We start from the raw sequence: 14737 nt of genomic DNA, 5'->3' as shown, positions 1-14737 counted from the left end.
CAAAAAAGCTATCAGTTTCTATTGATAGCTTTTTCTAAATACATTAATCATAAATCAGTTCATAAATATATTGGATTTCAATAGGTGGAAGTTTGATATTATAAGACAATTCAATGTTGCGGAAAGATAATTTAATAACATCAAACACGTTTTCGTTTTCCTGTAATGGGTAATCCCTAATCGGTTTAATTGAATCAACGTTTACAGCTAACCTTTCCACTAGACAGCAACAATGAATCATAAAGCGCAGCATTACTAATTTCCCTGGATGAATGTCTAATTGACGACATATTTGTCGATAGACTTGCATCATTTCAATCAATAGTTTTTGTGGGTTAAGAACATTCACATAATTGACCACAGCTTCTAGTGATAAATTTTGAATATATCTTGAGGAAATGGCCTCTCTGATTTTTTCATTTTTTTGATTTGCCATGTCATATCCAAATACAATCATTAACCGTTCTATTCCTTTTTCAGAAAAGAGTACATCAAGTGGAATAAAAGGTACATCAGGTATCTCAGTCTGGAAAGTTCCAATGATTGCAAGTGGGCGTTCATTTTTATCTAAATTTGGCGTTAAACGTTCGAGTGATTTGGTTTCTTCATAATCTAATGTCATTAATCTTAGGTCATTCGGAAAATATTCACCAAAAGTATCATTAAGAAGCTTTTCAATTTTCAAAGCAGTGCCAATTCCTGTTATACAAGTGATGATTAATACACGCTTATCGCGGTATCCACCTTTACGGCAGAGAACTGTTTGATGGTTTTTATCATTCATAACCGATAACAAATAATTAAAATCTGTTGATTCATAAATAATTTCCCGCATAAGTTCAAGTACAGATAAGAGATTAATATTTTTTATCATTAGTACTTCAATCTTGAACTCCTCGGAAATAATATTGCCAAAATAAAGCAATGACCCGATGTCTACCATTAAAATAAGCTTTTGATACTTATTTTTCCTAACAAGTTTCTTTAGAAATTCCAATGTATCATTCACTGACTGTTCAATCGGAATATTAATCGCTTGGATAATTTGCTGTGAGAATAGGTGGTTTGCATACTCTCCCATACTGGATGCTGTTGATTGACCATGGGCAATAATTACTACACCGCAATCTTTTCTTAACTGACTTTTATTCTCTCCTCGCAACAAATCTCGTAACAGCATGCTAATAAAGGAAAGCTCTGTTGGTGGGCATTTAATCTGAAATTCCTCTTCAATTTTTTCGCAAATTTTTTTAGCTTCTTCATAATAATCTAGCTTATTTATAATCAATTGACCACTATATAGGAAAAAGTCATCCTTTTTATTCTCTTCTACAACAGATAGTAAAGAATAAAAATGGTTTCGTAAATTATTTTTTGTTGCTTCATTTAACTTGTATGGAATAAATTCCTCGATATATGAAAGGACAACTTCCATTTTGTCATATAATTTAAAGTTATGCGTTTGTACCTGATTTCCATCATCTTTCTGATAGATCCCATAGTCAAAAATGGTTTCAATTTTTTTCCTCAAAATGGACAATGTTTCTTGATAAGAAACGTTACTATTCCGTAATTTAATAAACTCATTTAGTAAGAAGGAATAAAATATATCCTTTTTCTGCTCAGGAACAGGTTTTCGAAGCAATTTTTCTGCGGTTATTGAATATTGATCAGGTATCAATAGAATATTCTCAGCTTCAGTAAAAGCATTAAACCCTTCAACCGGAGTTTTTTCCATATTGTCATCGACTTTCATGAAACGATTATCAATACGAATGGTGTCGGTTTTATCTGTCAGGCTATCGAGATATGCTTGCGCACAAATAAACTGAATATTACTCTTCAACTGACCAATATTTCCTGTATAATTACGTTCCAACATATATTTCAAAAAGGCATTTGAAACGTCAATCGGTTTAGAGACTTTATTACTTTCCTGCTGCAAAAAGAGTAAAGCTAATTCAAGGCGTTCTTCGATAGGCCTTTCAAAAAGGGAAGGTAGATGTACCACGACTTGGATCCTTCTTAAAAATGTTTTTAGCATGGTAGATTGAATATCCTCTGTAGTTGCACAAATAAATCTCACATTTACAGAATGTGACTGCGATTCTCCCACCCGCGAAAAAATGCCTCGATCTATCACGGTAAACAATTTTTCCTGGCCTTCAGATGTCAGTCGGTGTACCTCATCAAGAAATAAAAAACCACCATTCGCCTTTTCAATCAATCCTATTCGATCTGTTTGTGCTCCAGTATAAGCGCCTTTCATATGACCAAAAAGATGGGCGGTTAATAATTCTGGGTTATTATAATATTCCGAACAATTAAAGTATACAAAAGGGATATCATTCCCTCGGGAATTCGTAAGATACTTATGGGCCGCCTCAGCGATCATTGTTTTTCCGACACCAGGTTCTCCAGTTAACATCACGTTCAATCCAAAAGGTGGATAAAGAACCGCAGCTTTTAGTTTTGCGATCGCTTCTTTCAAACTACCATTGTAGCCAATGATTTTCTCGAATACATCGTTGGTCGTTTCCTCAGGCTTTGATTTAACTGAGAGTAATTCTTTTTTAACTTTAGGTGTACCAAAATAATCTCTGAGGGATGTATATTGATTTGCAGGCTTTTGAATGTTCCTTTCCGTATATTTTTCTAAAACATAAAGGTCAAAGAAATAAACAGGTCTGCTTTTTATTTTTATCGCAAGACCTTGATTGACAAGTTCATTTAAATCTTGACTAACTGAATTTCGGGCTATTTGCAATTCGCTACTAATTTCATTTGCTGTAAATCCGACAATTCTACCTTTTTCCAGATCACTTTTGGAAGTATTTTCTGACCTTTTTCTCAATTCATGGGCTATCCTTTCAATTCTTCGCATATGTCCACCTCATTATAGTCAAAAAATAGTCCTATTGTTTTCTATACTATCTTTTTTCTCCTACAACATCAATTGTCATGACAAATAATCATCTGTCATCTAAAGACAACAAAACAACGAAGTGTCACGATTCTGTCGTCTTTCAAGGTAGAACTGTCATATGATTTCGAACATTCACTAACTGTAAATAATTTTTTTAATAAATATAGGCATGATAAAACAATTGCTATTACTGATAAAATTGATCTGGTATTTTGCTTTTTTACAAAAAAATTGTGGGATGACACTTTGTTGGTACAGTAATTGCATTATTAAATTAGCAAGGAGGTGAAGAAGTTTTGTCTAACGAAACGATGAGACATGAAATTTTATTATTAACCCATGGAGGATGGGGAAGTACTCTAGTAGAAAAACTCTCAATGATTATAGGTACAGTAAAAGGAGTAAGTGAAATTGCACTAACTCCATTAGACTCTTCAGAAGATTTCTTGCAAAAGGTGGAAGGCAAATTAAAAGAAATGCCGATAGATTCCTTAATTATTACTGACATTGCTGGAGGAACTACTTCAAATGTTGCATTAAGTTTAAGCCAAAAATATAACATTCAAATTCTATCAGGTTTAAATTCTATGATGCTTATTGAGGCAGTTATGCGACAAAACCAACCTTTTACAGAAGAGAGTGTTAAAGAAATTAAAGAAGCTGCGTTGTTGAGCTGCCAGCATTTAAAATTACCAAATCAAGTAAATAAGTAATTATTTCATACTTTAAGCTAGATAGAAATTAGTGTTAAATAAAAAAGTTTATTAGGGGGAATTGTAATGGCACAAATACAAATGGTACGTGTTGATTTTCGACTTATTCATGGACAAGTAATTACGAAATGGATCCGACAAACATCTGCGAATCGTATCGTTATTATTGATGATGCACTAGCTGTAGATGAATTTATGAAAAGTATTTATGTGATGGCGGCTCCAGCCAATATAGAGGTAGAAGTTTATTCGGTAACAGACGCGATTAATAGTTGGAATATCAATCAGTTGGGAGAAGGGAAGCTGTTTGTTTTATTTAAAGATATTGATACAACCTATCGAGCGATAAAAGGTGGGATCCCGATAAAAGATATTCAAATCGGAGGCTTAGGAGCTGGACCGGGCAGGATTACTGTTTTTGGGCCAATTACTCTAAATGCGGAAGATGTCAAAATGCTGGAAGAATTGGAAGGCGGCGGTTGTCATGCATACTTACATCAAGTTCCGGATGAGCCGAAAATGGAATTTAAAAAGGCTGCGGAAAAATTCCATTCATTAAACAAATAATAGGGGAAGGGAGCGATTTAGTTGAATATATTGATAGCAATTTTATGCGGTATTTTATACTTTTTAGGCACAAGCCGTGTTTTTTATGGAATGACACAGGCATTAGGCTCCCCAATTTTATATGGATTAATTTTAGGATTAATATATGGCAATGTTGAACAAGGTTTAATCATTGGCGGAACGATACAACTTATGTACTTAGGAATGATTGCAACGGGGGGAAATATCCCTGCTGATGAGGCTTTAGCTGGTATTATTGCGATACCTATTGCATTACAATCAAATCTATCTACTGAGCTAGCAGTTGGAATTGCCGTTCCGTTTGGAGTGTTAGGTGTTTTATTGGATCAAATCAGAAGAACAACAAATGCCTATTGGATTTCAAAAGCTGATAAATATGTGGAAGAGAAAAATTACAAAGGAATTTTCCATTGTGCAATCACGTATCCTACCATTCTCGTATTCTTTTTAAGATTTGTACCCGTTTTTATTATTACTTTACTTGGAGCGAATGCAGTCGAATATTTAATAGACGCTCTTCCTAAATGGGTGATCAATGGCTTTAATGTTGCAGGAGGTATGCTTCCAGCTATGGGATTCGCTATCATTCTCTTAATTATTGGGAAAAAAGAGATCATGCCATATTTCTTTATTGGTTTTTTCGCGGTAGCTTATTTAGGAATAAATACAATGGGGGCCGCTGTTTTCGGTACATGTATCGCTGTCCTTATCATGTTTAATTCTATGAATAAAGATAAAAAGGGGGTTGTCTAATATGTCTTCAATGCCTGCACCAGAACAAAAGCCACAAGAAAGAAAGCTAACTAAGAAAGATTTAAGGAAAACTTTTGCTTTATGGTATTCATCCGTAGAGGTAAGTAATTCTTATGAACGTTTGCAAGCGTTAGCATTTTGTAATGCACTTTCCAAAAATTTAAGGAAACTGTACAAAGATGATGATGAAGCCTATCAAGAAGCATTAAAACGCCATTTACAATTTTATAATTCGGAAGGAACAATGGGGAGTATTATACACGGTGTAACGTTGTCTTTGGAAGAAGAAAAGTCAAATGGGGCTCCAATTCCAGATGAAGTAATCACAGGGTTTAAAACAGGGTTAATGGGACCGATAGCTGGAATTGGAGACACATTAATGTGGGGGACGTTGAAACCGATCATATTAGCACTAGCTTGTTCCATGGCACTCGGTGGCAATTTTTTAGGTGCTGTTATTCCATTTTTATATCCACTAGCCATTATATTAATTGGCTATAATATGTTGAAATCTGGTTATTTTTTAGGAAGAGAATCAGTTATGCGGTTAATGAAATCGGGGCTAATTAATAAAATTATAAATAGCGCCAGTATTTTAGGGCTATTTATGATGGGGGCACTTTCTTCAACTTATATAAAAATAAAAACCCCCTTAGAATTTAAAATAGCACATTCTAAACCAATTGTTGTACAAGAAATTCTTGATCAAATTTTATTGGGTATATTACCTCTTTGTGCAGTTTTTGCTATCTATTTTTTCTTTAAAACGAAAGGGCAAAATTATAACAAAATTATTATTGGCATCATTCTCATATCGTTGATTGGTAGTTTTTTCGGTATTCTCGGAGTTTCGAAGTAATTTTATTTCACTTCGAAAAAGTATGAAAGTATTAAAATGTAAAGGAGCTATCATAAATGAATTTAGAAACGATAAAAAAACAATGTGATGATTATTTAGATTCAAGATTAGACGAACTTTGGGAGATTGCTCAATATGTACATGCTAACCCGGAACTAGCCTATCAGGAAGAAAAAGCATGTCGTGTACAATGTGAGTTTCTTAAAGAAAACGGTTTCGATGTTGAAACAAATTTAGGCGGGCTGCCTACAGCGTATAAAGCAACTTATCAATATGAAAAAGGTGATTTAACGTTAGCTGTAGTATCAGAATATGACGCTTTGCCAATAGGACATGCATGTGGTCATAATTTGATTTGTACCACTGCATTAGGGACGGCACTAGAGACAAAAAAATTTATGGAAGATCATAAAATCCCAGGAACTTTAGTCGTAATGGGGACACCTGCTGAGGAATCTGGTGGAGGAAAAATAAAGTTGCTTGAAAAAAATGCGTTTGACGGTATTGATGCCGTTCTATTTATGCATCCTACAAGCGATACAACTAGACTTGCAGGAGAATGTATGTCGTCAACTGGAATACGAATCAAGTTTCATGGAAAATCTGCGCATGCTTCATCACATCCTGAAAAGGGAATCAATGCATTAAATGCGGCAAACTTATATTTTGTTGCAACAGGACTATTAAGACAACATTGCAAAGCTGACTTTCGTCTATCAGGTATTATTGAAGATGGTGGAAAAACAACTGGTTTAATTCCGGACTATGTTAAGATTAGGGGTTCACTTAGTTGTTTTAAAGCTAAAGATCTAGAAGATTATATCGAACGGGTCCGAAATTGTGCAGAAGGCGCAGCCCTTGCGACCGGTTGTGAAGTAGATATTGAATTCGTCCCAGGCTACCTTGGTCGTGTCCCGAATCAAATACTATCTGATGTTTGTCGAAAAGAACTGATTGCCATTGATGAACCTGTCATGGATGGAATGCCATTCGACTACGGTGGAGAAGACTTAGGAAATGTCTCAAGGGTTATCCCTATCTGTAATCCATATGTAACCATTTTTCCAGATTATAAAATCTCTAATCATACGGAACAATTCAGAGAATTAGCCAATTCTGATGCCGGAAAAAGATGCATACAAGTAAGCAGCAAGGCATTAGCTAGGACGGCGATGGAATTGTTTATGAATCCTAAAGTAGTTGAAGAGGCAAAAGAAGAGTTACTTGTTCGTATGGAAAATGAGTAAATGCTTCACATTATAGGGATGTAGGTGTGGTTCTCGTATCAAACAAATATCAATAATTCATAAGCCAGGATGATTCTTTTGTTTCGAAAACGGAAGAACCATCCTTTTTTTATTTATGCGTTCTCATGTTAACACTTCTCTTTTTGAATTCTAATAATCAACCACCAAATTGGACATAATAAATATGACTAAAATATATTCGTGGTTAGGGGAATGAAAGTCGTGAATCAATTGTTTAAATTAAGCTCCCAGAAAAGAGGATCGGCATTAAGTGAATCTGAAGTCCTTGCTTCAGAAATAATTTTTGGGTTCATTTTAACTTTCTGTGTGTCAATTTTTATCCAACTAGGGGTATTTGGAATCTTTGGAAGTGCACATGCTTCAGGGATTTGGGCGATATTCCTGTTTACCTTTTTTAGTTGTATAACCATGTTTCTGTTATTTAAAACGATAGCGGTATTTTTAGGTGGATGGGGAATGTTAGTAATGTTCCCGGTAAATTTTATGGGGATATTCTCAAGTGGTGGAGCATTTCCATTATCAACGCTACCAATTGTCCATCGACTATTCAGTAATATTTTACCTACACGATATATTGTAGACGGTATAAGGGCATTACTTTATTATGACGGAAGATTAGAAGCAGGCCTTGGTCAAGCCTTAGGGGCGCTTTCCATCTATTTTGTTTTGACATTGGCGATTCTTATTGCATTTATTACTAATATTAGGAAATATAAAGAAGTTAAACCAGTTGAAAGTGGAAAGAAAATTGGTATAGAAGTAGATAATGAAATACCTCATAAATCACCTAATCATGAGAATAGGGAGAGTCACCATATTGGAGAGAAAGATGAACTGTTTCGTCAAGCATTAAGCCATTTAGCGAAAGGCAATCAAAAGGAGAAACAGGAAATGAACGATGATGAGTTCCGAAATGCATTGAAATCATTACATAAAAAGAAATGATAAAAAATCACGCTTCCTACAATGTTTGAAACTCTTTAAAGTAATGGAGAGATAGAAAATGAAAGTGTATATAGTATACGATAGTGAAGGCGGACATACGGAAGCTTTAGCGAGAGCGATTGGTCAAGGAGCAGAAAAGACTGGTAAAGCTACTGTGTACGTCAAGCATGTTGACGACGCAGATGTCCATACCCTACCGGAAATGGATGCCATTATTTGGGGATGCCCCGGTCATTTTGGGAGTATTAGTTCTGGATTAAAAAAGTGGATGGACAAACTTGGTTATCTATGGGCACGCGGTAAACTAGTGGATAAAGTGGGCGCTGTTTTTTGTACAATAGCGACAACACATGGGGGATTAGAAGCAACCTTGCTGAATCTTATCACTCCAATGCTTCATCAGGGAATGATTATAGTAGGGTTGCCGGGAAATATACCAGAAAATGTTCTTTACGGTTCTTATTATGGTGTTGGAATATCGTGCCCGATTGAAAGCTCCGTTCTATTAAATGAGCAAGATCAAGCGCTAGGAAGAGCATTAGGTGAACGGGTTGTTCAAGTAACTGCTCAGCTCCAAAATGATAACAGGAAATAGATGATATTTTCTCTACATAAAAATGTTCTTTGGGATAATGGTGATTACCTTATCTCGTTTTTTGTTTGAAGTCAAAAACTATATCGAGCCAACAGCTTGTTTATCGGTCAACATAAATTTCCCAATTCCCTTATTTCGTTCTTTAGTTTGAAAACATTTGAAGGAAGAAACGATAAATCCCCGCTTTCTTGCACGAACCCGATAGATTCTTAAGAATCTAACTGTCTAGGTTCCTCTGTTCGAATGGCATATGCATCTAATATAATCCGAGCCATTACTTGGATAGGCAAACGTGATCGCACCTCATATTCAGGGAAATAGGATATCTCTGACTTAAAGCCGACTAAAGAGATTTCACATAAATCATATAATGGACTGTTCTGATTCGCAGTAAGGAGAAGGGTGCTTACCCCTTTTTCTTGACAGTTTTGGGCAGCCTCGACAAGTTCCTTTGTTTTTCCGTTTAAAGATACAAAAATAACAATATTTTTTTTATCGATTTTTTTACTAATCGTCCTTATGATATTTGGATCATCATGCAGCTCACAGCTTTTTCCTAACAATTGAAATTTAACCATCATTTCTTTTGCGATTAGTTCGGAGAAGCCGCGGGCAAAGATGATGATTTTTTTGGAATGAATGATTTTCTGTAGTGCATCTTCAATTGTCCCGCTATCCAGAAGCTGAATGGTTTTGATGACTTCTTGCTCATTTTTCAAAATCGCTTCTTGGATTTTTTTATCAATCTTTTCCACAATCGAAAATTCAGTGCTTGAGTCAAAATCATCTTTTAAATGGATTTTAAAAGCGGTGAAACCACTATAACCTAATTTTTGCATCGTACGAACAATGGTCGCAGTCGAAACGTTTGCCTGTTCACTCAATTTTACAATGGAGATTTGCGGAATCGTGTCTAAATGCTGCTTTATATAGTCGATTAAATATCTCTCTGTTTCGCTTAATGTATTATACTGATTTTTCGCTCTATTTAAAAACGATTGTGACACATGTACCATCTCCAAAAAGAAAAGTTTTACATTGAAAACGTTTAACTTTGTAAACATTTACATAACTTATTGTGCCACAATTACAGTATAAAGTGAAACAAAAGGCAGGAAGAAAGAAGGGAAACAACATGATTTATACATGTACGATGAACCCAGCTATTGATTTATTTACTGAGTTTGAACAATTTTCTCCCTTTGTTGTCAATCGCAGCAATTTTGAGGACTATCAAGCGAATGGTAAAGCTATTAATATTTCGTTTATGTTAAAAAAGCTAAACATTGATAGTACTGCCACAGGATTTTTAGGTGGATTCACGGGAAAATATATTGAAGAAGAATTAGTCAGAAACTCAATTGATGTGAATTTTATCAAAGTGGATGGAATTACCAGAATTAATACATTTATCCGCTCCGGCGAATTAGAATACAAAGCGGTCAATAAAGGACCCGAAATTAATCAAAACGCACAGGAAGCATTGCTTAAATACATTAAAACTTTCACGAACGAGGATATGTTATTTGTTTCTGGAAGCTTGCCAAAAGGAGTAAAGGATGACATTTTTGTGACCATCGCGAAATTATCTCAGGAGCAAGGCTTTTCTTTAGTGCTAGATATTAGTTCTGAAAGATTAATAGACTGCTTACCTTATCATCCATATTTAATAAAACCAAATGATGAGGAGCTAGCCCATCTCTTAGGTGTTTCGAAACTAGAATCAGAACAAGAACTTGTTAAAGCAGCACAACAGCTATTAGATAAAGGTGCAGAAAGAATATTAGTTTCCCGCGGTGAAAAAGGAGCTTTGTACGTTGATGAAAAACATGTTTTATGGACAACCGCTCCTAAAGGAAAAGTGGTGAATACAGCTTGTGCCGGGGACACGATGCTCGCTGTATTTGTTGGGAAGCTGATACAAACAGGGGATTTAGAAGAAGCATTAATTTATGCAACGGCAGCTGGATCATCTACAGCTTTTACAGCGGGGTTAAGTAATTTGGAGGATATTCCCTTATTAAGAAAGCAAATTCAACTAAAAAGGGGGTCATATAAATGAAGACATACAGAATTATTGCTGCGACAGGTTGTCCTACAGGAATCGCCCACACTTATATGGCACAAGAGGCATTAGAGGAAGCAGCGAAAAAAAGAGGCATCTCAATTAAAGTTGAGACACATGGTCAAGAAGGAATAAAGAATGCTTTAACAGATGAAGAAATAGAAGCGGCAGATGGCGTTATTATAGCTGCGGATAAAGATGTAAATGTCGATCGATTTATCGGAAAACCGGTTATCAATGTTTCTGTTAGCAAAGGTATTAAAGAACCGGATCAATTAATCGATGAAATTTTATCTGGAAATGTTCCTAAATTTAAAGAAGGTCAAGCAAGAACCCAACATCAGTCGGGGCAAAGCAATCAAAAGACATCTTTTTGGCATAGTCTTTACGTTTCTCTGATGAATGGTGTCTCCCATATGCTACCGCTCGTTGTTGCTGGTGGTGTAATGGTCGCAATTTCCTTTATGTTTGGTATTCATTCAGCAGAACCAGATAGTCCCGAATATAATCAATTTGCCTATTATTTAAAAACCATAGGCGGCGTTTCTATGAATCTAATGGTACCAATTTTATGTGCCTATATTGCAGAATCAATTGCGAAAAGACCAGGATTGATCATCGGGTTTATTGTCGGAATGATTGCCTACATGAATGGTACTGGATTTTTAGGAGGGATTATCGGAGGATTCCTAGCCGGGTATATCATGCTTGGGTTGGCACACCTGCTAAAAGGCTTGCCTAAACAGCTCGATGGATTAAAAGCGATTTTCCTTTTCCCTGTCTTAGGAATTTTCATTGCCGGATTTGCTATGTGGTTCCTTTCTACTCCAATGGAGTCTATCAATAAAGGAATGATGTCATTTTTAGGCGGTTTTCAAAATTCTAGTCCAATCCTATTAGGATTGATTGTCGGTTGTATGAGCGCATTTGATATGGGTGGACCTGTCAATAAAGCAGCCTATGTGACAGGTACAGCATTACTAGCACAAGGAAACTACTTCTTTATGGCGGGTGTATCAGCTGCATGTATTGTTCCACCAATAGCTACCGGTTTTGCTGTTCTATTTGGCGGAAAAGCATACTCAGCAAGTGAACGCAGTGCAGGATATGTGAACTTCCTGCTAGGATCTACACATATTACTGAAGGTGCCATTCCGTTTGCGGCGAAAAAACCGATTAAGGTCATCCCAATTCTCATGCTCGGATCATCGATTGCAGCGATCCTGACCTACTTATTTAAAGTACAAGTGCCTGCACCACATGGTGGATTTATCGTATTGCCAATTGTTACTCATGCCATCCTTTGGGTGTTAGCTATTTTAGTCGGTGCAATTGTAAGTGGATTCCTCATGAGCTGGGATCAAAAACGAACAGTAGCGAAAGGGCAATCATCTAAAGAAGAAATTCAAGAAATACAAACACCAAGTGAAACGAAAAATTTAGAATCTGTCCTGGATATCAACAATATTTATTGTCATGTCGATGCAGCATCTCAAGAGGAAGTATTTCAAAAGTTAGCGGAAATTTCAAAAGAGAAAAATATAAGCAGTGATGCATCGAAAGTTATTGAAGGATTTATGGCAAGAGAAAAGTTAAGCACGACCGGTATGGAGCAAGGGATCGCTATTCCTCATACCGAGCTGGATAGTATTAACAAGGCAAGCATTGTGATATTGAGATTAAATCAAGGTGTTGAATGGAAGGCTCTTGACGGTAAACCAACAAATATCGTGATTGCCATGTTTATTCCTAAAGGAAAAGGGAATGACCACTTACGTTACTTATCAGAAGTATCAAAGCTATTAATTCATCAAGAATTTATTGATCAATTACAGGAAGCAACTAGTTCCGAGGAAATCTATCAAATGTTTATGAAAAATATACACTAAGGGGAGAACCAACAATGAGAACAATTACCGAGAATAAAAGAAAAGCATTATTAAATTTAACAAATGACCAAGGCATTATCAGTGCTCTGGCTATCGACCAACGTGGGGCCTTGAAAAAAATGATGGGCGAAAATGGAACTCAAGAAGCGATTGAAGAATTTAAAATGCTTGTATCTGAAATTTTAACACCTTATGCATCTTCTATTCTATTAGATCCGGAATATGGACTTCCAGCAACGAAAAAAAGAGATTCAAGTGCAGGTCTATTACTTGCCTATGAAAAAACAGGGTATGATGCGACAAAACCTGGCAGATTCCCGGATCTTTTACCGATATGGTCTGCCCGTCGGATAAAAGAAGCAGGAGCAGACGCTGTAAAGTTTTTACTTTATTATGATATCGATGAGCCTGCAGAGATTAATGATCAAAAACATGCATTTGTCGAAAGACTTGGTTCAGAATGTGCAGCAGAAGATATCCCATTCTTCTTAGAGCTTGTATCCTATGATAGTAAGATTGAGGATGTAAAAAGCAAAGAGTATGCAAAAGTGAAACCGCATAAAGTAAATGATATGATGATTGAATTCTCTAAACCTCAATATCATGTCGATGTATTAAAAGTTGAAGTTCCTGTTAATATGGACTATGTGGAAGGGTATGGAACAGAGGTCGTTTATACGAAGGAAGAAGCGATGGGACATTTTAAAACACAAAGCGAATCAACTGATATTCCATTTATTTTCTTAAGTGCAGGAGTAAGTGCAGAAATGTTCCAAGAAACATTACGCTTTGCTCATTCAGCAGGCTCTGATTTCAATGGTGTCCTTTGTGGCCGCGCAACTTGGAAGGACGGAGTAAAGGTATACAGTGATGCAGGAGCAGAAAAAGCAAGAGAATGGTTGCAAACACAAGGGAAGTCAAACATTGAAGCACTAAATAAAGTCATTCAAGAAACAGCGTCGTCATGCTTTGAAAAAATAAAATAAAGTTCATGAAAAAGGCAACGGAATCTGTTGCCTTTTTTCTTACACTTCTATTATATAGTTCCGTAACGCGTAGGCTACTCCATCCTCGTTAAAATTCTTTGTCGTATATGTACTATTTCTTTTGGCTTCTTCTACCGCATTTCCCATTGCCACACTGATTCCCGCAACTTTAAACATGGAAAGATCATTTAAATTATCTCCAATTGCAACAGTGTCTTTTAATGGGATATTTAAAAAATTTGCCATATAGGTTAAAGCATTTCCCTTACTAACCTCCGCATGGGCGATTTCTAGCTTCGTCTTCCCTGAGGATGTTAACGAAATATCTTGACGGGAACTTAAACGATTTTCAAGATTTAGCAGCTTTTCTCTATCAAAAGACAACACAAAAATTTTATAAACATCTAATTCTGCCACATTGATATCTTTATAATCATTTATAAATTGTAATCCATGCTGATTGAATTGAATATCCCTTTCCTTCTCCGCCCATTCAGATTGGAAACTTGCATCCTTTTCGGTTAATAAGCGTATTTCTACGTCTAGCTGCTCCTTCCCCTTTTTAAGAAGGTGAATCCCCTGATTCGTATATAATTCAAAATAAAAGCCTTCGGATTCTAACAGAGGAATAAGCTCGTGTATAACATCTTCAGGTATAATTAGTTTTTGCACAATTTCTTTTCCATGATAGGCAATTGCTCCATTACCGGTAATAACAGGGCAATCAATTCCAGCATTCTGAAGGATGGCTTGTGTATCGTGAAGCGATCTTCCAGAACAAATCATAACGATATCCCCTTGCCTTTGCACATCATGAATAGCATCTGTATTTCCTGAACTTATATCCCCATTTTCTGATAAAAGTGTTCCATCTAAATCAATCGCTATTAATTTCATTAATAAATCCTCCTTACTTGGAGCATTAAGTCCATTCCAATCAACGTACTTATTTCATCATGGCTTTTTGTGTATCAGCAACCATCTTTTTCTTTATCATAACATAAAGGAGAAATTCTAGGTGTTTGAGGAAACCGTTTTGTAATAAGGTCCTAATACTTCAAATTACCTACCATCCTTTTTCCTATTTTATCGTTCCTTTTTATATTGTAAAATTTTAGAAGGTGAATATATGTAGGATTGGAAAAGTTGG

General features: G+C 35.9%; 13 protein-coding genes. 10 read left to right on the top strand and 3 right to left on the bottom strand.

The annotated features are described in order from the left end of the window. Positions 1-43: 43 nt before the first annotated feature. Positions 44-2884: a sigma-54-dependent transcriptional regulator gene (locus tag B5V89_RS06225; RefSeq protein ID WP_108070990.1), complete on the bottom strand. Its 2841-nt coding sequence runs from the start codon at positions 2882-2884 to the stop codon at positions 44-46. A gap of 338 nt (positions 2885-3222) precedes the next feature. Here B5V89_RS06225 and B5V89_RS06220 point away from each other — a divergent pair, with 338 nt between their 5' ends. From B5V89_RS06220 to B5V89_RS06190, 7 genes are all read left to right on the top strand, one after another. After that, positions 3223-3639, top strand: a complete 417-nt coding sequence (locus B5V89_RS06220) for a PTS sugar transporter subunit IIA (RefSeq protein ID WP_213083797.1) — start codon at positions 3223-3225, stop codon at positions 3637-3639. Between the two features lie 66 nt (positions 3640-3705). Continuing rightward, positions 3706-4206, top strand: coding sequence for a PTS sugar transporter subunit IIB (locus B5V89_RS06215; RefSeq protein ID WP_108070988.1), 501 nt, complete (start codon positions 3706-3708; stop codon positions 4204-4206). 21 nt (positions 4207-4227) lie between these two features. Next, positions 4228-4980, top strand: coding sequence for a PTS mannose/fructose/sorbose/N-acetylgalactosamine transporter subunit IIC (locus tag B5V89_RS06210; protein ID WP_108070986.1), 753 nt, complete (start codon positions 4228-4230; stop codon positions 4978-4980). Position 4981: 1 nt separating this feature from the next. Then, a complete protein-coding gene (locus B5V89_RS06205) occupies positions 4982-5839 on the top strand; it encodes a PTS system mannose/fructose/sorbose family transporter subunit IID (protein ID WP_108070984.1) in 858 nt (285 codons plus the stop codon). Between the two features lie 56 nt (positions 5840-5895). Next, complete coding sequence (locus B5V89_RS06200) at positions 5896-7086, top strand: M20 family metallopeptidase (protein WP_108070982.1); 1191 nt, start codon at positions 5896-5898, stop codon at positions 7084-7086. A 222-nt stretch (positions 7087-7308) separates the two neighbouring features. Further along, complete coding sequence (locus B5V89_RS06195) at positions 7309-8052, top strand: ABC transporter permease (RefSeq protein ID WP_108070980.1); 744 nt, start codon at positions 7309-7311, stop codon at positions 8050-8052. A gap of 58 nt (positions 8053-8110) precedes the next feature. Then, positions 8111-8647, top strand: a complete 537-nt coding sequence (locus B5V89_RS06190) for an NAD(P)H-dependent oxidoreductase (RefSeq protein WP_108070978.1) — start codon at positions 8111-8113, stop codon at positions 8645-8647. Positions 8648-8856: 209 nt separating this feature from the next. Here the strand turns inward: B5V89_RS06190 and B5V89_RS06185 are convergent, their stop codons facing one another. Then, positions 8857-9654: a MurR/RpiR family transcriptional regulator gene (locus B5V89_RS06185; protein ID WP_244913452.1), complete on the bottom strand. Its 798-nt coding sequence runs from the start codon at positions 9652-9654 to the stop codon at positions 8857-8859. Between the two features lie 128 nt (positions 9655-9782). Between B5V89_RS06185 and pfkB the strand changes: the two genes are divergently transcribed. The 3 genes from pfkB to lacD are packed head-to-tail and all read left to right on the top strand — an operon-like array spanning position 9783 to position 13587. Beyond that, on the top strand, positions 9783-10709 hold the full coding sequence (gene pfkB, locus B5V89_RS06180) for a 1-phosphofructokinase (protein WP_066231631.1): 927 nt from the start codon (positions 9783-9785) through the stop codon (positions 10707-10709). After that, positions 10706-12601, top strand: coding sequence for a fructose-specific PTS transporter subunit EIIC (locus tag B5V89_RS06175; protein WP_066231629.1), 1896 nt, complete (start codon positions 10706-10708; stop codon positions 12599-12601). The genes pfkB and B5V89_RS06175 overlap by 4 nt, the downstream gene beginning before the upstream one ends. A 14-nt stretch (positions 12602-12615) precedes the next feature. Further along, positions 12616-13587: a tagatose-bisphosphate aldolase gene (gene lacD, locus B5V89_RS06170; protein ID WP_108070976.1), complete on the top strand. Its 972-nt coding sequence runs from the start codon at positions 12616-12618 to the stop codon at positions 13585-13587. 39 nt (positions 13588-13626) lie between these two features. On the opposite strand, the gene B5V89_RS06165 is transcribed toward lacD, so the two are convergent. Then, the gene (locus B5V89_RS06165) at positions 13627-14484 is read right to left on the bottom strand and encodes a Cof-type HAD-IIB family hydrolase (RefSeq protein WP_066231623.1); all 858 of its coding nucleotides are present in this window, start codon (positions 14482-14484) and stop codon (positions 13627-13629) included. Between the last annotated feature and the right edge of the window lie 253 nt (positions 14485-14737).

It is taken from the genome of Heyndrickxia sporothermodurans (assembly GCF_003055045.1).
Lineage (GTDB): Bacteria > Bacillota > Bacilli > Bacillales > Bacillaceae_C > Heyndrickxia > Heyndrickxia sporothermodurans.
This window is presented reverse-complemented; position numbering and strand designations above follow the sequence as displayed.

Bases quoted from the DNA above. Each gene is read 5' to 3' on its own strand.
- B5V89_RS06225 (WP_108070990.1), bottom strand. From the start codon at position 2,884: ATGCGAAGAATTGAAAGGATAGCCCATGAATTGAGAAAAAGGTCAGAA.
- B5V89_RS06215 (WP_108070988.1), top strand. From the start codon at position 3,706: ATGGCACAAATACAAATGGTACGTGTTGATTTTCGACTTATTCATGGA.
- B5V89_RS06205 (WP_108070984.1), top strand. From the start codon at position 4,982: ATGTCTTCAATGCCTGCACCAGAACAAAAGCCACAAGAAAGAAAGCTA.
- B5V89_RS06200 (WP_108070982.1), top strand. From the start codon at position 5,896: ATGAATTTAGAAACGATAAAAAAACAATGTGATGATTATTTAGATTCA.
- B5V89_RS06190 (WP_108070978.1), top strand. From the start codon at position 8,111: ATGAAAGTGTATATAGTATACGATAGTGAAGGCGGACATACGGAAGCT.
- pfkB (WP_066231631.1), top strand. From the start codon at position 9,783: ATGATTTATACATGTACGATGAACCCAGCTATTGATTTATTTACTGAG.
- B5V89_RS06175 (WP_066231629.1), top strand. From the start codon at position 10,706: ATGAAGACATACAGAATTATTGCTGCGACAGGTTGTCCTACAGGAATC.
- lacD (WP_108070976.1), top strand. From the start codon at position 12,616: ATGAGAACAATTACCGAGAATAAAAGAAAAGCATTATTAAATTTAACA.
- B5V89_RS06165 (WP_066231623.1), bottom strand. From the start codon at position 14,484: ATGAAATTAATAGCGATTGATTTAGATGGAACACTTTTATCAGAAAAT.